The organism is Neobacillus sp. GCM10023253 (assembly GCF_042653105.1).
GTDB classification, from domain to species: Bacteria; Bacillota; Bacilli; order Bacillales; family Cytobacillaceae; genus Neobacillus; species Neobacillus citreus.
This window is the reverse complement of record NZ_JBHSHV010000003.1, coordinates 1,301,739-1,321,233: the sequence shown is the minus strand read 5'-3', so window position 1 is coordinate 1,321,233 and position 19,495 is coordinate 1,301,739. Positions and strand designations below refer to the sequence as shown.

Below are 19,495 nucleotides of genomic sequence, written 5' to 3'. Positions count from 1 at the left end.
TTTTTCTACCAGCCAGCGTATTGTTTGACCAAATCCATATTGATTTTTTGCTCCTGAAGATCGGAAAAGGATTGATCCAAAATGGAGATTGCCAGGTCAATTTCCTCCTTAGAGATGGTAAGTGGAGGAGTGATTTCAATAACATTGCTGTTGATTCCGACATAAAAGACAAGCAGACCCAGTTCAAAGCATCGATAGCAAATAGCGGCTGTTTTTTCAGCTGCAGGGGTTTTTGTGAATCTGTCTTCCACTAATTCTACTCCAATCGCAAGACCTTTTCCACGAACATCGCCAATCCATTCGTACTTTTCTTGAAGCTTCTCTAGCTGCTTTAAGAAGTATTCTCCGTTATCACGTGCATTTTCTATTAATCTTTCATCTTCGATAATTTGCAGTGTTTCCAAGGAGGCAGCACTGCAAACAGGGTTCCCGCTTGTTGTAAACATATGAATACCGGTACCAACATCAAGAATTTCTTTTCTGGCCACTACGGCACTGACAGGCAGACCGCCGCCAAGGGATTTGCCGAGTACTACGGCATCTGGAACCACATCACAGTGATCAAACGAAAACCATTTTCCCGTTCTTCCTAAGCCAACCTTCACTTCATCAAATATTAGACTAATCTCATACCGCCTGCACAACATTTGAAGCCGTGGCAAGAAGTCCTCAGGGGGTACAATTAATCCGCCATCACTTTGAATTCCTTCAATAATGATTCCCGCTGTATGTTCTGGTGGGCAGATCGTTTTAAACACTTCTTGTTCCAAATATTGCAGCACTTGGTCTGTTAATCGATCCGTAACCCCAAAGGGTGGCCTGTATGGATTGGCATAAGGGATTTTGACCACATTTCCGCTTCCGATAAATTGCGATTGGGCAGGATGTCCTGAGAGGGAAAGGGAGCCCATGGTCTGTCCATGATAAGAACCCATAAAAGAAATCATTCGCGTACGGTTCTTTGCCAGCGGAACGAGCTTGGCGATACAATCATTGGCGTCTGAACCTGAATGACCTAGCCAAACTTTTTTAGGAAAATCACCTGGGGTGATTTTGATTAGTTTTTCTGCAAGAGAGACCATTGTAGGTTCTGGTGCAGAGAGCTGGGAGGTAAACGATAAGCTCTCATATTGCTCCTTGAGTTTGCTGCTGACCCTAGGATGTCCATAGCCAATTCCGGCAACCGCCCAGCCCGCTGTTAAATCGAGATATTCCGTCCCGTTTTGACCGGTGATACGAGTTCCTTTTGCTGATTGAACAGCAATCGGGTAAAAGCGGATTTTTAAACTGTTGGCAATCACTTGTTCTTCAGCTTTTAGAAAGGTCTGGCTCAAAATTGTTCCCCCTTTTATGAATAGATAAGATATTTTTTCAGCTTGTAATTTAGATTCTGCCTTGAAATACCAAGCTGTTCTGCTGCTTTTGTGATGTTTCCTCCAGAATGGTTCATCGCCTGTTCAATCATGATGCGTTCGAGTTTTTCAATTTGCTCGGGCATGGAGCCTGATAATTGGACGGATGATTCAGTTGCTAATGGTTGTTCGTAATTCTGAATTTTATTTTTCATAACCGGCGGTAAATGGTCAAAACCGATCGTGGTTTCGTCATAAACAAGATTTAAGCAGCCTTCGATAACATGCTCGAGCTGGCGGACATTTCCAGGCCAGTGATAACGGTAAAAGAAATGGTAAACTTCCGCTTCTAATCCGTTAACGGATACATCCAATGCTTTGGCATGTTTTGCAATAAAGTGGTGGGCCAATGTCCGGATATCGTCCTTTCGATTACGTAAAGGGGGAATCACCAGATTGACCACCCCAAGACGATAATATAAATCCTCACGAAGCCTGCCTTGGGATATCGCCTCAAGAGGCTCTTCATTCATAGTTGCAATCACCCTAACATCAATATCAATGACTTTTGCTGACCCCAAACGCTGAACTTTTCGTTCCTGCAGGACTCGAAGAAGCTTAGCTTGGAGGTTCGGGCTCATCGAATTAATTTCATCCAGTAAAAGGGTTCCGCCCTGTGCCTGTTCAAATAAGCCGGCGCGATCCACTGCACCGGTGAAACTTCCTACAGTCGTTCCAAACAGGAGGCCTTCGAGTAGGGATTCCGGCAGAGCTGCGCAGTTTTGAGCAATGAAAGGATTGTTATTCCGCGGGCTTTCATTATGGATGCTTTGAGCAAACAATTCCTTACCTGTCCCGGTTTCACCAATAATTAGAATGTTTGATTTAGACCTCGCTGACCTTCTCGCTTGTTCGATGGTTTGAGCCATTTCACGGCTTGAGAAAACAATGTTTTCAAATTGAAAACGGGTATGATTCTTTTGTAATGTTAGGGTTGAAGGAAGAGCAGAAGGGCTCTTTGTTTGTTTTTGAAGCTCCATAATGGTATCAGCTAATTGTTTTTGTTCCGTAATATCTTTTGAAATTTCCATTGCAGCGGCCCTTTGTTCCCCAAGTAGCAGCGGAACGGTACGTACAAGAGTCGTAACCGGTTTCCCGTTTGTTGTGAAATGTGTTTCTCGATGATTCAGTGTTCTTCCGGTACGAACGGTCGTCAATAGTGTACTTGTGTGTTCATCCACATTCCAGATGTCATGAACCCGTTTATTTCTAACTGCTTCCGGTTCTAAAGAATCCACTTCCCCAGATTTGCGATTGTAAAAAAGAATCTTACCGTGTTCATCAATAACACAAATCCCTTCCTCAATCTGGTCTAGGATAACGTCAAATAATTGCCTGACTTTATTCATTTCATTAATTTGTTCCTGCAACTGCTGGCTATGAGTGATGTCTTTTAAAAATAAATAGTAGGTAACACTTTTATCCATGTTTTCATGGCAGCCAATATTTCCGACAAACTGTTTGGTCCCCAAAGAAATCTGGATACCCGTTTTTCCCTTTTTCTGAAAGCTCTTCTCAAACTCTTCAGAGGGAATAAGTTCAAATACAGAAGATCCGATTAGATTGGAGGGACTGCCTTGAAATAACCTTGCCGCTGGGCGGTTTAAGGAAATAATTTTTCCATCTACATTGATAACCATCATACAATCAAAGGCATGATTCCATACTTCTTCTAATAATGGATGCTGATCAACATTCAATTTCATCACCTGTCTAACATGAAAAATAATGAGCGAAAATTTTTTGTCGCTTTAATAAAGGTAAATGTCCTATTTTCAAAATATTATCATAATGACAACAGGTTCAACACATATATTTTGAATTTTAGTAAAAGTGAAAAAGAATGACCGAAAAATATTTTTCAATAGAAAAAATTTTTTCTCGGAAATTACAGCCTTTATTAAAGAGGAATTTTATTTTTTCCTTGTTATGATAAGGATTTTTGAGTAATTTTCTGAACTTTAATAGTTGGCACGAAATTTGCAAGATTTTTGACATACAACAAAGGAGGGAATCAAATGAGAGTATCATTACAGGACTGTCAAGCGATTGATGTACATGCACATCCATACATAGCCTATTCGGAGCCATTTACAGCGGATGAGTTTGTAAGAAAGCTGTCGCTTGCTGTCATTCCGAATCAAATCCCAGAAAACTATCAGCGGGTTGCTAAACAGCCATATCCGGGAAGTAATATGTGGGTGCAAATTTTGATTCAGCGTTTAGCAAAATATTTTTCATGCGAGCCGACGCTTGAAGCAGTTGTGGAACAGCGAAATGCGAGGGCACTAGATTTCAAAAAGTATACACGGGAGCTTTTTCAGGATGCCAATATTACCGGAATCGTCGGAGACTTTGGGTATCCGCAGCCGCCGCTGTTAAAGCCCGAATATGCAGATTTATGCGGAGCGAGAATCTGGGAAATTTATCGAATTGAACCAGTAATGGTCCGTTTAAGCGAGGAATGTCAAACTTTTGAAGAATTTCAAGAGCAGTATCGTTCAGATTTAGCAAAGGAGTTGAAAAAAGCTGGAGTAGTGGGATTAAAGTCGATTATTGCTTATCGCAGTGGTCTTGAAATTGCGCCTATGAATGAACAGCTTGCCGCCGAAGAATATGCAGAATTTAGAGCTAACACAAGGGAAACGGCGAAAAGCTTCCGCGATTATTGCTTGCATGTTGCCATGGAGGAATGCACTTCATCGGATAAGGTTATGCATATTCACACAGGTGTTGGAGACGGTGAAGTGGTACTGCCAAAAGCAAGCCCTAGTTTTCTATTAGAAATGCTAAGAGATGAGAAATATCAAGATACAAAAGTGCATCTTGTTCACGGGGGCTACCCTTGGGTAGAAGAAGCGGCATTCATTGTCAGTATTTTACCTAATGTTTATATGGATATTTCCTTGCAGAATCCATTTAGCGGCCACGGGGTCAAGCGAATTCTATCACAAGTATTTGAATTTGCGCCATTTGATAAGGTGATGTATGGTTCAGATGCCTTTACGGTACCGGAAATGAACTGGCTTGGTGTTCATTTATTTAAGGAATGCTTCGAGGAGGTATTAACCTCTTGGGTAGAATCTGATTATATGGATGCCGAAACAGCAAGAGTCATTGGAGAAATGGTACTATTCCGTAATTTCGAAAATATTTATCAGAAATATTTAAAGGGGGCGATTGGATGAGCAACAATAATCAATTAGGGCTTGAATCACAGAAAAAGCTTGGCTACTGGTCAATTTGGGCACTTGGTGTAGGTGCCGTTATCGGCGATGGGATTTTCCTATTGATGGGGCAGGGGATTGCGACCGCAGGACCTGGAGCGATTCTAGCCTATGGTGTAGCAGGACTGTCGCAGTTATTCTTGATGATTGCGCTAGGGGAGCTGGCTGTCGGAATGCCTACTGCAGGAGCCATGTCTACATGGGTCGAGCGATTTATGGGAAAATGGTGGGGCTTTTTGTCAGGTTTTACCTTTGCACTCGGCTGGGTTATTGCCGGAGGAAGTGTTGGGCTCGCATTAGGGAAAATTACCATGTGGTTTTTTCCGCAGCTAAAAGGTGACTTATGGCCAATGTTTTTTGCCATTTTCTTTATTACCCTTTTTGCTGTACTGAATATTCTTGGAACAGAAATCGCTGCCAGAACACAGTTGATTCTCGTCGTGATCATGACGCTCGTCATGGCTCTTTTCTCGATCATTGGTATCAAAGATATGAACTTTGAAAACTTCTCACCATTTTTACCACACGGAATGGATGGGTTCTGGTCAGCGATTCCACTTGGAACCTACGCTTATTTAGGAGCAGTTACGCTTGCAACTGCTGGAGGAGAGGTGAAAAATCCCAAGGATCTGCCAAAAGCGTTAATTTGGTCTAGTTTAACTTTCCTTATTTTGTATTCAGCAGCACAAGTTGTATTGCAGGGATTAATTCCTTGGGACCAAATCACCATGGATAGTTCTCCATTTACTGAAGCTGCAGGAATGGTATTTGGTGTTGCCGGTGCCTACATCATGAATATGACCGCATGGATTGCGGCAGCTACTTGTATTTTAATGGGTACACTTTATGCATCCTCAAGGATTTTTTACGCACAGGCAAAAAGCGGATTTTTACCTTCCTTTTTTGCGTATGTTCACCCAAAGACTGGTACTCCTGTTTACGGAATTATTGTGGTTTGGGCGTTGTCAGTAGGATTAGTCATTTTAGGGGTGTTGAATCCTGATTTCCTATATGTTGAACTTTCTACTCAATTGGTTCTAGCCTGGCTGGTTTCTTGGACATTGGCACTAATTGCCGGAATTCTTTATCGTAAAAAAGCTCTCCAAGAGGTCCAGCAACTTCCATGGAGACAGCCGCTTTATCCGTTATTTCCAATCCTTGGCTTCGTGGGAATTGGAATCGTCTTCTACGGAACCTTTGTCGGCTCGCCAATGACCTTGGTTCGCGGCGCAATAGGCATGGTAGTCCTGTATGTGCTATTTAAGTTATTTAATAAGTCTAAAAATCTATCAAACACTTCACGTAAAGATACAACAATGTAAGGGGGCATTCAACAGTGCTTACCAAAAAGGAATTGGCAGTACAAAAAGACCTTGAAACAAAACTTTATGAAATACGCCGTCATCTTCATCAGCATCCTGAACTTTCCTTTCAGGAGCATGAGACCTCTCGCTTTATTGCTTCCTGTCTGAAAGAGTGGGGAATAGCTTATCAAGCGATTGGTGAAACTGGTATTTTCGTAGATATTATCGGTGAAAACGGCGATGGGGCACATATCGGAATTAGGGCTGATATTGACGCCCTTCCGATCCACGAACAAACCGGTCTCGATTTTTCATCGAAGAACCCAGGGGTTATGCACGCTTGCGGCCATGACGGCCATACATCGATTCTCCTTGGAACGGCTTATCAGTTATATCATTTAAAAAGCCAATTGTCTGGGAGAGTCCGCTGCATTTTTCAGCCAGGAGAGGAAGCAGATGGAGCGGCCGAGCAGCTTATTAATCTAGGAGTCTTAGAAAATCCGTCTGTTGATGCCATGCTGGCTCTTCATTTGTGGCCCCACCTCCCACATGGGACGGTCGGTGTAAAGTATGGGGCAATTACCGCTTCCTGCGACGATTTTGAAATTATCGTAGAAGGAAAAGGCGGCCATAGTGCACGGCCGCATCAAGCGATTGATGCGATTACGATAAGCTCGCAGATTCTTCAAGCATTGCCAACGTTAGTCACAAAGGCAAGCAATCCGGTGGAGCCTGTTGTGGTCCATGTTGGAAAAATTAGTGGAGGAACTGCCAGCAATGTTGTCGCAGACAAGGTAGTAATGGAAGGGACAACAAGGGCAGTTAACAGAGAGACTCGAAAAAGACTAGCTGCACAAGTAACAGAAATGTGCCAGAATATTGCCCAAGCCTTTGGCGGTAAGGTCATCGTCAACTATAAAGAGAGCCATCCTCCGGTTATCAATAGTGATTGGGTGACGAAAGCATTGGAGGAAGGGGCAAAAGAGCTTCTCGGACCGGAAAAGGTGTTCCAATTGAAGGAGCCATCGATGGGTGCGGATGATTTTGGGGCTTTTACGGAAAAGGTTCCAAGTACATATTTTAGGCTAGGAGTCGCTCAGGAGGGGAAACCTGCCTTTGATTTACACCATCCGCAATTTGAGTTTCATGAATCGATCATTCCCGTTGGGGTCGAGCTATTCACCCATGTCATTATGAGCAGATTGCATAAAGGAGTCGAATAAATATGATCACAAAAGAACAGGTACTAGATATTGTCGCGAAAGAAAAGATTGAATTTATCCGTGTGGAATTTCTTGATTATGCCGGCGTAACGCGCGGAAGAACGATCCGTCCGGCACAGCTTGAGGATGCAATGGAAAAGGGAGTCAATTTTAGTACAGCCATTATGAGCTTTGATACATTTGATGAGTATATTCCGAATCCTGCCTATGGTCCGAATGATGGAGATTTCTTCGCTGTACCGGATCCGAGCACTTTTGCTATCCTTCCTTACCGAAAGAATACTGCCCGCATGCTGTGTGACTTGGTTGATATTAATGGGGAACCATGGCACGGTTGTCCAAGAGGTGCGTTGAAACGGTTATTAAATGAGGTAGAAACTCTCCTAGGCGGAAAAATGTACATGGCTTTTGAGCAGGAGGCTTACCTTTTAAAGGACCAAGATGGACAGCTTGTTCCTGCCGATAACAGCCATTGTTTCTCGTCCGAAGGCGCCGATTTGCAAGAGGATTTCATCCAAGACTTTGTTTATTCCCTTGAAGGCATGGGAGTTACAACTGAGCAAATCTCAAGTGAATATGGCCCGGGCCAGCTTGAAATCAATTTAAAATACACCAACGCTTTAAAAGCGGCAGATGACCAAGTCACTTTCATGCATCTATTCAAGCAGATTGCCCGCGATAAAGGAATGGTCGGGACCTTAATGCCTAAGCCTTTTCAACACTTAGCCGGCAGCGGACTACATGTCCATATCAGCCTTTACGATGAGGCTGGTGAAAACCTTTTTGAAGATCCGACAGACCAACGCGGACTTGATATGTCCGAAAAAGCTTATCAGTTTATCGGAGGACTTTTGAAGCATGGTTCTTCTCTGATTGCAATTGGGGCACCAAGTGTTAATTCCTATAAAAGAATGCAGCCTGGTTCCTGGGCACCTGCTCATATCTGTTACGGCTCAGGAAATCGTTCTGTATTGGTACGTATACCAGAGAAAAGAAGAGCCAGACGGTTCGAATATCGTGGTGCGGATGGAACATGCAACCCGTATCTTTTAGCGGCTTGTTTGGTAGCGGCAGGTTTAAGAGGTATTCAAAACCAGCTTGAACCAGGCGAACCAGTTGATTTCGATGTAAGTGCTGCATCCGAGTTCCAATTGAAGGAAAGAAATATTAGCTGGGTGCCAAGAAGCTTAAAGGAAGCGGTTGATTATTTGGCACAGGATTCCGTGTTGGCCCAAACCATCGGCAGATCAATTTGGGAAGAATTTATCAAGATTAAAAGAACAGAATGGGACAAATATTCCCGCTACGTAAGCGATTGGGAACGAAATCTTTTTTCTGCCAGATTTTAAGAAACCTCTTAAACAAAGCAAGGGAGAAGAAAATTGAGAATACATTATCTACAAAATGACCCATTAGCCACATTAGGTTTAATTGAAGATTGGGCTTTGGAAAGAAATTATTCTATATCATGCACGACTGTCTATGAAAATGAAGCTTTTCCCTCGATGAACGATTTTGACATGCTGGTGATTTTAGGCGGGAGAATGGGAGCATACGAGGAAGAGCTTTATCCATGGCTTGTGGACGAAAAGAATTATATTAAAGAAGCGATCGATCAGGATAAATGGGTGCTGGGGATTTGTTTAGGGGCGCAGCTTTTGGCCGATGTTTTGGGCGGTAACGTATCTCCCCATACCCATCAGGAAATCGGCTGGCATCTGATTGAGGTAACTCCTGAAGCGGGGGAAATACCCCATTTTAATGGAGTGCCTTCTACATTTCATGCGTTCCAGTACCACGGGGATACCTTTGACCTGCCAAAGGGGGTTAAGAACCTCGCACAAAGTGAAGGGTGCAAGAACCAGGCCTTTGCTTTTGGTGAAAGGGTAGTTGGGCTGCAGTTTCATCCTGAATTTTCAGAGGAGATTATTGAATTCCTTCAGGGTACCTTTGGAGACCAAATTACACCCAACCGCTATATCCAAGAGCCAGTAGCTTGGCTCAAGCAGAAGGAATCAATAGATGGCGCTAGGACTGTATTATTTACACTGCTAAATAATATGGAAGCGGGATTTTTAAAATAGTAAGACAACTGATTTTGCAAGCACTATTTATGTTAATAGCGCTTGCTTAATTTATAATAATATTATGTTAACCTTAGCCTATCTTGGGCTTGGTGTGTAATAAATTTCCCATAATGAAGCACTCTAAAAATGGAGGTGAATTTTATGGAAAAAGAAAATAACCAAATTTCCGAAAATCAAACAAAAGAAACTGATGAAGCTATAATGAATAGAGTGAATCAAACCTTCGATAAAATTTCTCAAGATGTTAAAGATATGATCAATGAAAGTAACCAGTTATCATGAAGAACGCCAGAAATGGCGTTTTTTTGTGTACTTCGTGTTATTCCATTCATTATTGAATATGATAAATTAAATTTATAAATAAATTTTCCGACCCCGTATCTTTTCGTCTCCCAATAAACGTTTAGAGTGTAGAGAGTGCAAAAGGAGTGAAAACCATGTTACACAAGCTTAACCCGAAAGTCGATGAACAAGTGGATTCATACTGGCAGGAGCAGTATCCAAAACTAAAGCAGTATTGTCACTTTCTTACTCAAAACACTTGGGATGGCGACGATATTGCACATGAAACCTATCTAAAAGCATTAAAGTATGAAAATCATCCGCAAAGGGTAACACCCGCCCTTTTAAATAAAATTGCTTATAACCACTGGGTGGACGTCATTCGAAAAAGAAAAAAGGAAAGCATTCAAGAGGATACTGAATTTACCGGTGCATGCCTCAACGTTACTCGGGATCAACTATTCAATACGGTTGAGATGCTCATCAATCATTTCACCCCAAAGCAGTCGATTATCTTTTTATTAAAAGAGGCCTTTCAATATCAAATAAAGGAAATTGCCGAAATCCTAAACACATCAGAAATGGCGGTAAAGGCCAATTTGCACCGAGCGAAAAATCGTCTTGGAAAATTAAAGGATGAAGACCAGACCCCGACTGCAGAAACATATTGGAATATCGATGAACGCGAGCAATTAGCAGAACTCTTTTATGAAGCATTAAAGAGCGAAGATCCAACGCTTCTTATTGAAAGGCTATCTTCATTTATCAGCGAAATTCCAAAAGCAAAGTTTATTCAAACCTTCTCTCCTTCAAGCACTCTCTGTATGGCTGCTTAGCCAAATAGCTTAAAAGGAGACGGTTATGATGAATACAATTCCATATGTGATTGAAAACACGAATCGCGGCGAACGATCCTATGATATATACTCGCGCTTGTTAAAGGATAGAATTATCATTATTGGCGATGAAATCAATGACCATGTGGCCAACAGCGTGGTAGCGCAGCTTTTATTTTTAGCGGCGGATAACCCCGAGAAAGAAATTTCCCTTTATATTAACTCTCCGGGAGGATCGACATCAGCTGGATTCGCCATCTTTGATACAATGCAATATATTCAGGCGGATGTCCGCACCATCTGTACCGGAATGGCGGCATCGTTTGGAGCCATGCTGCTCCTGGCTGGAACAAAAGGAAAACGGTTTGCCCTGCCAAACAGCGAAATCATGATCCACCAGCCGTTAGGAGGGGCTAGAGGGCAGGCAACGGAAATCGAAATATCTGCCAGACGTATTTTAAAACTCCGCGAGCACATTAATCAAATCATCGCTGAACGTACTGGGCAGCCGATTGATAAAGTGGCAAAAGACACTGATCGTGACTTCTTCATGAGCGCCGAAGAAGCCAAAGAATATGGGATAATAGATGAAATTTTATATCCGAAGCGTTAACAAAAACCGCCTGGACGACAAATCCAGGCGGTTTTTCATGTAAATGGCATACCATTATGGCTGCTGACTCCAGCAGACCGTTCTTTTTTGATTCCAAACCACACAAAAAAGGACCCAAAGACAACAAACAACGGCTCCAGCCAATTGGCTTCCGGCCCATTGGTAATTCGATGAAGCTGGAAAATCCAATGAAAGACAACAATATCAAAGCTCAAGAACAAACCAGCGGCGACGGTAAACCCATTAAAGAATGAACGTGAAAAGAAGCGGTAAAAGACAGCCATCAAGATCAAAAGTACAAGCAACCCTAAAAAGACGGCGCCAATCCGCTGCGCTTGCGTTTCAGCCTTCAAACCCATCGCTAAGGCATCAATTAAATGAAAGAAAAAATCTGTAACAAAGAATGCCGTAATCGCACCAAGAATCCGCAATTTATATTTCCCCTTTTAGTAAAAAATGAAACCACTTTTAAAATTATATTCTAATAGACAAGCTTCGTTAATCTTTTTTTGAAAAAGAAATACATACATGAACCTCCACATTTTGGTCATAATGATATAGGTAGTAAATCATGACCAACAAAACGGAGGAATTATCATGTATACATCAATCCAAGAATTCGTGCAGGAATGGAACCAAGAGGCGGGGTCTACACAAAAAATCATGGATGCGTTGACCGACGGTTCCCTTCAGCAAATGGTGTCAGCGGATGATCGTTCGCTCGGGAGAATTGCCTGGCATGTCGTCGCCAGTACACCGGGAATGTTAAAGGAATTCGGTATCAATGTAGCCCAGGTTGAAAACGAAGGAACAGTCCCAACTTCAGCCAAAACTATCGCTGATGCATTTCGCAAGGTAAGTGCCGACACCGTGGAAGCAGTCCAGCAGCAGTGGACCGATGACTCTTTAAAAGATATGAAAGATGTTTTTGGGATGACGATGCCAAAGGCAGTTACCCTAAATCTTCTCATCAAGCACGTCATCCATCACCGCGGCCAGATGACCGTGCTAATGCGTCAAGCCGGACTTCAGGTACCTGGTGTATATGGTCCTGCCAGAGAAGAATGGGGCCAAATGGGAATGGAAGCACCAGCCATATAATCACTTTTCGAGCACACTAAAAAATAGTGTGCTCTTTCTTATGGAAAAAGGAAGGGAAATTTGCTCGGTTGGTTGAATATAGATGTAATTAAACTATAAATAACAGAAAGGTGGTAGAAATATGGAGGTTACACCAAGACCTGCATCCACAGTCGTGTTATTGGATCATCTCGATAGAGTTTACTTGACACAAAGACCGAAAACGATGAAATTTATGGGAGGTATTTATGTATTCCCCGGGGGAGCGGTAGATGATAGCGATGCCATCCATGATGATGAGTATATAAAAAACGAAAAGCGGGATGAATCAATAAGCCAGTCTTACTATATCGCCGCGGCACGTGAATTATTTGAGGAAGCAGGCATTCTTCTTTGTCAAACAGTCGACGGTACCCCAGTTCTTTTGGAAGAAGATACCGCCCTGGAATACCGCCGTCTGTTAATTAAAGGAGAAATTTCCTTTTTACACATGTTAAAAAAGGAAGCGCTTTATCTGAATCTAGAATACTTAACTTATTTTGGCCGAATTGTCACACCTAGTCAAAGCAAAATTCGCTTTGATACAAAATTCTTCCTAGCCAGGCTGCCCGAGGGTCAAACGCCAATACCAGATGAAAATGAAATTGATGATTCTTTATGGATTCATCCCCAAGAAGCTCTAACTCGATATGAAGAGGAAACAATTCCATTAGCACCGCCAACGATTCATACATTGAAAACGATTGTTCATTATGTAAAAAGCGGTCAACTTTCGATGCCGGAGTTTAATCGATCAGACTACAAGATTGTTTTTTAACATATAGGCTTCTTCATGCTGTGTGACGGATTCCTCGTTTATCAATTTGATTAAATGTGCCTCAGTTGTTCTTTTTGCCACTTCAAACACACTAGGATGAATGGAATCTTGATAAATCAAATTCGTTAAATCGACAGAAGTTAAACACTGATGTTCTTTCAGCAAGTCCTTAATTTGGTTTTCACGATACAATCTTCGGTTCAACACAAACTCAATGTGCTCATACGGCGTTGTAACCCATTCCCCATGGCCAGGACCGATTTTACTGATCTTTAACTGTTGCAGGCGATGGAGGGTTTTAAAATAATCACCCATGTCACCATCCGGAGGGCCAATCCAGGATGTTCCTTCCGCGACGATATTATCCCCTGCGAGGAGAATTTGCTTAGAAGGAATATACAGGTTCAACTGGCCAGCCGTATGGCCAGGGGCATGAAGTATATGTACTTCCTCACCCGCAACACGGAGAACGTCCAAATCATTTAAAAAAGAAATATTGCTCCAAGGTGAAATGGCTGATTGAGTTTCCTCTTTTTCAAGGTGATGACAGTACACAACCGGATTCCAGTCGATAAGCTGACAAACACCAGGAGCATGGTCAGGATGGGAGTGTGTAAGAATAATCGTTTTTGGGACAGCGATTTCATTTTCAACAAGGGCATTTTCTATTACACTTCGCGTTTCCGGCTGGTCATATCCGGCGTCAACCAAGATACTTTCCTCCCCATTCCCAATCAAATAGCAGTTGGTTGTCATATGGGGAAGTAAAGTAGGGGTCGGAACGGGCACACGTATTATCTTAAGATCATTTACTTTTTTCATAAAAATACATCCTTTCATCCTTTTTCGGCAGATTTCTATTTATTTACTAATTTATTCATCGTGCTAATGAAAAAATCCTGCTGAAAAATAGAGAAAAGGATGCACAGTCATTTTACTTCGGCCATTTTTGAGTTAAGGAATGAATAAACGTCTTCACATTTCGCTTTTCTTCCATGATAGGCGAATATATATATGAAAGAGTTCGATTAAAAGTTTGATTTTTTACATGAATAATAGATAGCAGTCCTTGCTTGACCTCCCTGTCAATAATACTGCCGGACAGAAGTGACAGCCCCATTCCGTTAATGAGCGTTTCTTTTATTCCTTGGCTGCTGCTGATGGTTAAAAAGGATTTGACCTTCAAACCATTGGAACGAATAACATGATTTAAATACTCACGGGTTCCCGAACCATTTTCCCGTGTTACCCATGTTTGATTCTGAAGGTCAGCCATGGTAACTCCTTTTTTTCGAGCGAGTTCATGATTGTTCGATGAAACCACGAATAACTCGTCTTCCATAAAAGGGTGGACCGATAGTTCCTTTTCATTTGTGTGACCCTCAATTAATCCAATATCCACTTTATACAATTTTACTGATTGTGCAATTTCCTCTGTGTTGCCGATCACTACATGAAGATCCAATTCCGGATAATCTTTCTGCAGATCAATCAGTAAAGCCGGGAGGATGTATTCCCCAATCGTAAAACTGGCCCCGATGATTAATTCACCTTTTATTGAATCTTGGTGTTCAAGAATGTCCTGGCGAGTTTGTTCATAAATGGTAATCATTTGTTTGGCTCGTTCGTAAAGTATCTCACCCGTCGGAGTGATTTGCAGGAATTTTGGAGAGCGCAGAAATAATTTTGTTTGAAATTCTTTCTCAAGATTTTTGATATGTAAACTCACACTGGGCTGTGACATTAGCAGCAGCTCTGCCGTTTTTGTGAAATTTTTCACCTCTGCAAGGGTGACGAACGTTTTTAATTCTTCGTAATGCATAGGAATCCCGCCTTATTATTAAAAAAACTAATAGTTTCGATAATTAATATTTATTTTACTAATGTTTAGATATTCGGTAAAGTGAAAATGACATATTCGCAAGCATACTTTTTCTATAATTCCTACTTGACTTATAGGAATAGTAAAACTATTATAATAGTAATCAATTTTTCAATGAAAATGATGTCTTAAAGCAATTTCAAAATGGCTTATTTTCCTTAGGGGAGTGATATTTTTTGCAACTTCAGGTATTGAACAGTCCATTTACTGAGGAGCAGGCAGAGCTCCTAAATCGTCTTCTGCCAAGCTTAACGGAATCGCAAAAGGTCTGGTTAAGCGGGTACTTTGCTGCCTCTGCGAATTCAATTGCATTGGGAGCACCGGCAGGTCAGCCTGCACAATCCCAAAGCGTATCCAAAGAGGTGACGATTCTTTATGGATCGCAAACTGGAAATTCCAAGGGTCTGGCGAAAAAAGCAAGTCAGGCACTTGAGGGGATTGGATTTAAAGCAACCGTTTCGGCGATGAGTGATTTTAAACTGAACAATTTAAAAAAGGTTCAAAACCTGCTCATTATTGCTAGTACACATGGTGAGGGTGAGCCGCCTGATAACGCAAAATCCTTCCATGAGTTCTTGTTTGGAAAACGGGCGCCAAAGCTTGACGGTCTGCAATTTTCCGTTTTGGCACTTGGAGACAGCTCATACGAGTTTTTCTGTCAAACCGGAAAAGATTTTGACAAACGTTTGGAAGAGCTTGGCGGCACTAGACTTTATCCACGCTTTGACTGTGATGTAGATTTTGACGAGCCGGCTGGTGAATGGCTGCAAGGTGTTCTTGGCAGCTTGAATGAAGTACAAGGGGGAAGTGAAGCATCAGCCCCTGTTCCTGTAGGAACAACTCAAACTGCTGAGTCTATGTACTCAAGAACAAATCCATTCCGTGCGGAGGTCCTTGAAAATATTAATTTAAATGGCCGCGGTTCGAATAAAGAAACTCGTCACCTTGAATTATCGCTTGAAGGATCTGGTCTAAGTTTTGAGCCGGGTGACAGCCTGGGGATTTATCCAGAGAACGATCCTACGCTAGTTGAACTGTTACTTCAGGAATTAACATGGAGTCCGGATGAAGTTGTTACCGTAAAACAAGGGGATGCCCGTCCACTTAAAGATGTGCTTACTTCTTATTATGAAATTACCGTATTGACAAAACCACTGCTTGAAAAAATCGCTCAGGTGTCAACAAATGTTGAGCTTAAGGAACTTGTTGCAGCAGGCAATGAGGATAAATTAAAGGCTTATATTGAGTCCAGAGATTTACTAGATTTGATCCATGATTTTGGTGCTTGGGGAGAATCGGCACAAGAGTTTGTATCCGTATTACGTAAAATTCCAGCACGACTTTATTCCATTGCTAGCAGTTTGTCTGCTAATCCGGATGAAGTTCATTTGACTATTGGCGCCGTCCGCTATGAGGCACATGGCCGCGAACGGAAGGGTGTCTGCTCAATTTTAACAGCGGAGCGTCTGGAAGCAGGAGATACCTTGCCTATATTCATCCAGCATAATGAAAACTTTAAACTGCCTGTTAACCAGGATGCGCCGATTATTATGGTTGGGCCGGGAACAGGGGCTGCGCCATTCCGTTCATTCATGCAGGAGCGTGAAGAAAACGGTGCGGAAGGTAAAGCTTGGATGTTCTTTGGCGATCAGCATTTTGTGACGGACTTCCTCTATCAGCTTGAATGGCAAAAATGGCTAAAGGACGGCGTACTTACAAAGATGGATGTAGCGTTTTCTCGCGACCAGGCTGAAAAGGTATATGTGCAGCAGCGCATGTTAGAGCAAAGCAAGGAATTGTTCCAGTGGCTTGAGGAAGGTGCTTACTTCTATATTTGCGGTGATGAAAAGCACATGGCACATGATGTCCATAACACTTTAATTGAAATTATTGAAAAAGAAGGCAATATGAGCCGTGAGAAAGCGGAAGAGTATGTAGCCGAAATGCAGCAGCAAAAACGCTATCAGCGTGACGTATATTGATTTGGTTTTGAAAGGAGTCTTTTCAACATGGTGAACTCAATTTTAAAAGCACCGGATGGTAAGCCAAGTGATGTCGAGCGTATAAAAATAGAAAGCGACTATTTACGCGGCACGCTGACGGAAGTAATGCAGGACCGGTTAAGCGCAGGTATTCCTGATGATGACAACCGTCTGATGAAGCATCATGGCAGTTATTTACAGGATGACCGCGATCTTCGTAATGAACGACAAAAACAGAAATTAGAACCAGCATATCAATTTATGCTCCGTGTCCGTGCACCAGGCGGTGTTGTAACACCGGAACAATGGCTGGTATTGGATGGGCTTGCCGATAAGAACGCCAACGGCACCATCAAACTGACTACTCGTCAATCATTCCAATTTCATGGCATTTTAAAATGGAATATGAAAAATACAATTCAGGAAATCCACAACACATTGTTAACGACTCTTGCTGCCTGCGGAGACGTGAACAGAAACGTGATGTGTAACACAAATCCATATCAATCCGAGATACATGCGGAAGTGTATGAATGGGCGAGCTATTTAAGTGAATATCTATTACCTCGTTCTAGAGCTTATCATGAAATCTGGCTCGATGAGGAAAAGATTGCTGGCACACCAGAAGTAGAAGAAGTGGAGCCATTATATGGACCAACCTATTTACCACGTAAATTCAAGATTGGTATTGCTGTTCCGCCATCAAATGATATTGATGTGTTTTCTCAGGACCTAGGTTTGATTGCAATTGTAGAAGACGGTAAGCTTGCTGGTTTCAACGTAGCAATTGGTGGCGGCATGGGTAGCACACATGGCGACAAAGCAACCTATCCACAGGTTGCGAAAGTCATCGGATTCGTTACTCCTGACAAAATAGTCGAACTGGCTGAAAAGACCATTTCGATTCAGCGGGATTACGGAAACCGCTCTGTTCGCAAGAATGCCCGTTTCAAATATACTATTGACCGCCTTGGATTGGAGACGGTTAAGGCAGAATTAGAAAACCGCCTTGGCTGGAGCTTGGATGAGGCAAAGCCGTACCACTTTGACCATAATGGTGACCGATACGGCTGGGTGAAAGGCGTTGGGGGCAAGTGGCATTTTACCTTCTTTGTTGAAAATGGACGTGTGAAAGATTTTGAAGATTACAAGCTGAAAACAGGCTTAAGGGAACTAGCCAAAATCCATACTGGTGATTTCCGTTTAACACCTAATCAGAATCTTGTGATTGCCAATGTTTCAAGTCAGAAAAAGAAAAAAATTTCCGAATTAATGGAGCAATATGGCTTAACTGATGGTAAGCACCATTCGGCTCTACGCCGTAATTCAATGGCGTGTGTTGCGCTCCCAACATGCGGATTGGCATTTGCTGAAAGTGAACGCTACCTGCCACAGCTAATTGAAAAGATTGAAGAGATTGTAGATGAGAACGGACTGCGTGATGAGGAAATTACAATCCGCATGACTGGCTGTCCGAATGGTTGTGCCCGCCCGGCGCTATCAGAAATCGCGCTGATCGGGAAAGCGGTCGGAAAGTACAATTTGTATCTTGGGGGCGCTTTTGACGGCAGCCGTATGAACAAAATGTACCGTGAAAACATTGGTGAAGCAGAAATTCTAAATGAATTGAGCGTCCTTCTTGGCCGTTATGCGAAGGAACGAAATGAAGGAGAGCACTTCGGAGACTACGTTATCCGTGCTGAAATCATTAAAGCTGTTACAGACGGAACTAATTTCCACGACTAATAAATAAGAAGGGGCATGAAGCCGCTGTGCATTAGGCAGTGCGGGTCATGCCCCTTTTCTTACTTTTATTTGGAGTTTGATAGGTTGCTAGAACAGCACCTATAATGGTTATGATGCCTCCTAGCAGGGTTGCCAACGACACGCTCTCTCCTAATAACAAAACACCAAATACAACGGTCCAAATGGGCAGCAAATTGATAAATGGCGCAGCTAGTGCCGGTCCAACCATTTCTACTCCTGCGCTCCAGGAGAAGAAGGCAACAACAGAAGCCAACGTGCTAACGTAGACGACTGCAAGCCAGGCAGAACCTGTCATATGGATCATTCCCGTATCGACGGTGCCTATGCAGCTTAACGCGCTCCATAGGGTACCATAAAAGGATGCGCCGGCCGTCATGGTTAACGGATCCATACTTTTCCCGTAGCGTTTCAAAAGAACGGTATACATTCCCCATGCCAAGCAGGATAACAGAATCTCAATTTCTCCGATTAGGGAGCTGTGGGATGCCCCGCTTTGTTTTCCCTGAATTAAAATCATCACACCAATCACTGAAATGACAGCACCAATCCACGATTTAGCATGAATCTTATCCTTTAAAACAAACGGTGTAAACAGCAAGATGGCAATCGGAATCCCTGCAGATATCATTCCAGCTTGAGAAGCACTTAAGGATCTTAATCCTAAGTAATTTAAGGTTGAAAAAGCAAACACCCCAAAAAACCCAAGAATCAAAAATTCCTTCCATTTTTTTCGGATAGGGAAATCCTTTTTATTAAAGGCAAGTATTCCCCAAAGAAGGATCGTTGATATGCCCCACCGAATCGTGTTTAGCAGCGTTGCCGGCAGAGCAGGTGCCAGAAAACGACCGCATATGTAATTACCGCCCCAAAGAATGGTGGCTAAGATTAATAGTGCAACACCTTTTTTCATGTAAATTACCCTTTCTAGTTAGTCTGAAACATTCAGTTTATACTATTAAATTATGATACTACTTTAAAATTAT

At 42.4% G+C, this 19,495-nt stretch carries 18 protein-coding genes; 12 read left to right on the top strand and 6 right to left on the bottom strand.

Translation table 11 applies throughout. From position 1 onward, the window contains the following. Positions 1–5: 5 nt before the first annotated feature. The gene (locus tag ACFPA1_RS06715) at positions 6–1,334 is read right to left on the bottom strand and encodes an aspartate aminotransferase family protein (RefSeq protein WP_378581800.1); all 1,329 of its coding nucleotides are present in this window, start codon (positions 1,332–1,334) and stop codon (positions 6–8) included. Positions 1,335–1,348: 14 nt separating this feature from the next. After that, entirely contained in the window at positions 1,349–3,112 is a 1,764-nt protein-coding gene (locus tag ACFPA1_RS06710) for a sigma 54-interacting transcriptional regulator (RefSeq protein ID WP_378581799.1), read from the bottom strand. Positions 3,113–3,430: 318 nt separating this feature from the next. On the opposite strand from ACFPA1_RS06710, the gene ACFPA1_RS06705 reads away from it, so the two are divergent. The 8 genes from ACFPA1_RS06705 (at position 3,431) to clpP (ending at position 10,984) form a co-directional block, all read left to right on the top strand. Further along, a complete protein-coding gene (locus ACFPA1_RS06705) occupies positions 3,431–4,600 on the top strand; it encodes an amidohydrolase family protein (RefSeq protein WP_378581798.1) in 1,170 nt (389 codons plus the stop codon). Next, on the top strand, positions 4,597–5,961 hold the full coding sequence (locus tag ACFPA1_RS06700) for an APC family permease (protein WP_378581797.1): 1,365 nt from the start codon (positions 4,597–4,599) through the stop codon (positions 5,959–5,961). The genes ACFPA1_RS06705 and ACFPA1_RS06700 overlap by 4 nt, the downstream gene beginning before the upstream one ends. 14 nt (positions 5,962–5,975) lie before the next feature. Beyond that, positions 5,976–7,166 carry a M20 metallopeptidase family protein gene (locus ACFPA1_RS06695; protein WP_378581796.1) on the top strand — a complete coding sequence of 397 codons (1,191 nt, stop codon included), beginning with the start codon at positions 5,976–5,978 and terminating at the stop codon, positions 7,164–7,166. 2 nt (positions 7,167–7,168) lie between these two features. Then, positions 7,169–8,515, top strand: coding sequence for a glutamine synthetase family protein (locus tag ACFPA1_RS06690; protein WP_378581795.1), 1,347 nt, complete (start codon positions 7,169–7,171; stop codon positions 8,513–8,515). A 33-nt stretch (positions 8,516–8,548) separates the two neighbouring features. Beyond that, on the top strand, positions 8,549–9,250 hold the full coding sequence (locus ACFPA1_RS06685) for a type 1 glutamine amidotransferase (RefSeq protein WP_378581794.1): 702 nt from the start codon (positions 8,549–8,551) through the stop codon (positions 9,248–9,250). Between the two features lie 144 nt (positions 9,251–9,394). Next, positions 9,395–9,535 (top strand): hypothetical protein, encoded by a 141-nt coding sequence (locus tag ACFPA1_RS06680; RefSeq protein WP_213139958.1) that lies wholly within the window; start codon positions 9,395–9,397, stop codon positions 9,533–9,535. Positions 9,536–9,690: 155 nt separating this feature from the next. Further along, positions 9,691–10,371 carry a sigma factor-like helix-turn-helix DNA-binding protein gene (locus tag ACFPA1_RS06675; RefSeq protein ID WP_378581793.1) on the top strand — a complete coding sequence of 227 codons (681 nt, stop codon included), beginning with the start codon at positions 9,691–9,693 and terminating at the stop codon, positions 10,369–10,371. Positions 10,372–10,399: 28 nt separating this feature from the next. After that, on the top strand, positions 10,400–10,984 hold the full coding sequence (gene clpP / locus ACFPA1_RS06670) for an ATP-dependent Clp endopeptidase proteolytic subunit ClpP (protein ID WP_213141231.1): 585 nt from the start codon (positions 10,400–10,402) through the stop codon (positions 10,982–10,984). Between the two features lie 35 nt (positions 10,985–11,019). Here the strand turns inward: clpP and ACFPA1_RS06665 are convergent, their stop codons facing one another. Next, positions 11,020–11,415, bottom strand: a complete 396-nt coding sequence (locus tag ACFPA1_RS06665; protein WP_213139960.1) for a DUF2243 domain-containing protein — start codon at positions 11,413–11,415, stop codon at positions 11,020–11,022. 166 nt (positions 11,416–11,581) lie between these two features. Between ACFPA1_RS06665 and ACFPA1_RS06660 the strand changes: the two genes are divergently transcribed. Then, the gene (locus tag ACFPA1_RS06660) at positions 11,582–12,085 is read left to right on the top strand and encodes a DinB family protein (RefSeq protein WP_213139961.1); all 504 of its coding nucleotides are present in this window, start codon (positions 11,582–11,584) and stop codon (positions 12,083–12,085) included. A gap of 121 nt (positions 12,086–12,206) precedes the next feature. Beyond that, positions 12,207–12,881: an NUDIX hydrolase gene (locus ACFPA1_RS06655; protein WP_378581792.1), complete on the top strand. Its 675-nt coding sequence runs from the start codon at positions 12,207–12,209 to the stop codon at positions 12,879–12,881. Here ACFPA1_RS06655 and ACFPA1_RS06650 read toward each other — a convergent pair. Next, positions 12,858–13,703: an MBL fold metallo-hydrolase gene (locus ACFPA1_RS06650; protein WP_213139963.1), complete on the bottom strand. Its 846-nt coding sequence runs from the start codon at positions 13,701–13,703 to the stop codon at positions 12,858–12,860. The two genes, ACFPA1_RS06655 and ACFPA1_RS06650, sit on opposite strands and share 24 nt — an antisense overlap. Before the next feature lie 112 nt (positions 13,704–13,815). Continuing rightward, positions 13,816–14,703, bottom strand: coding sequence for a LysR family transcriptional regulator (locus ACFPA1_RS06645; protein WP_213139964.1), 888 nt, complete (start codon positions 14,701–14,703; stop codon positions 13,816–13,818). Positions 14,704–14,939: 236 nt separating this feature from the next. On the opposite strand from ACFPA1_RS06645, the gene ACFPA1_RS06640 reads away from it, so the two are divergent. Next, positions 14,940–16,745, top strand: a complete 1,806-nt coding sequence (locus ACFPA1_RS06640) for an assimilatory sulfite reductase (NADPH) flavoprotein subunit (RefSeq protein ID WP_378581791.1) — start codon at positions 14,940–14,942, stop codon at positions 16,743–16,745. Between the two features lie 27 nt (positions 16,746–16,772). Then, positions 16,773–18,491, top strand: coding sequence for an assimilatory sulfite reductase (NADPH) hemoprotein subunit (gene cysI / locus ACFPA1_RS06635; RefSeq protein ID WP_378581790.1), 1,719 nt, complete (start codon positions 16,773–16,775; stop codon positions 18,489–18,491). A 31-nt stretch (positions 18,492–18,522) separates the two neighbouring features. Here the strand turns inward: cysI and ACFPA1_RS06630 are convergent, their stop codons facing one another. Beyond that, positions 18,523–19,422, bottom strand: coding sequence for a DMT family transporter (locus ACFPA1_RS06630; RefSeq protein ID WP_213139967.1), 900 nt, complete (start codon positions 19,420–19,422; stop codon positions 18,523–18,525). Between the last annotated feature and the right edge of the window lie 73 nt (positions 19,423–19,495).

Excerpts from the sequence above, each read along its gene's own strand:
- ACFPA1_RS06705 (WP_378581798.1), top strand. The coding sequence starts at position 3,431 with ATGAGAGTATCATTACAGGACTGTCAAGCGATTGATGTACATGCACAT.
- ACFPA1_RS06700 (WP_378581797.1), top strand. The coding sequence starts at position 4,597 with ATGAGCAACAATAATCAATTAGGGCTTGAATCACAGAAAAAGCTTGGC.
- ACFPA1_RS06690 (WP_378581795.1), top strand. The coding sequence starts at position 7,169 with ATGATCACAAAAGAACAGGTACTAGATATTGTCGCGAAAGAAAAGATT.
- ACFPA1_RS06680 (WP_213139958.1), top strand. The coding sequence starts at position 9,395 with ATGGAAAAAGAAAATAACCAAATTTCCGAAAATCAAACAAAAGAAACT.
- ACFPA1_RS06675 (WP_378581793.1), top strand. The coding sequence starts at position 9,691 with ATGTTACACAAGCTTAACCCGAAAGTCGATGAACAAGTGGATTCATAC.
- clpP (WP_213141231.1), top strand. The coding sequence starts at position 10,400 with ATGAATACAATTCCATATGTGATTGAAAACACGAATCGCGGCGAACGA.
- ACFPA1_RS06660 (WP_213139961.1), top strand. The coding sequence starts at position 11,582 with ATGTATACATCAATCCAAGAATTCGTGCAGGAATGGAACCAAGAGGCG.
- ACFPA1_RS06655 (WP_378581792.1), top strand. The coding sequence starts at position 12,207 with ATGGAGGTTACACCAAGACCTGCATCCACAGTCGTGTTATTGGATCAT.
- ACFPA1_RS06650 (WP_213139963.1), bottom strand. The coding sequence starts at position 13,703 with ATGAAAAAAGTAAATGATCTTAAGATAATACGTGTGCCCGTTCCGACC.
- ACFPA1_RS06645 (WP_213139964.1), bottom strand. The coding sequence starts at position 14,703 with ATGCATTACGAAGAATTAAAAACGTTCGTCACCCTTGCAGAGGTGAAA.
- cysI (WP_378581790.1), top strand. The coding sequence starts at position 16,773 with ATGGTGAACTCAATTTTAAAAGCACCGGATGGTAAGCCAAGTGATGTC.
- ACFPA1_RS06630 (WP_213139967.1), bottom strand. The coding sequence starts at position 19,422 with ATGAAAAAAGGTGTTGCACTATTAATCTTAGCCACCATTCTTTGGGGC.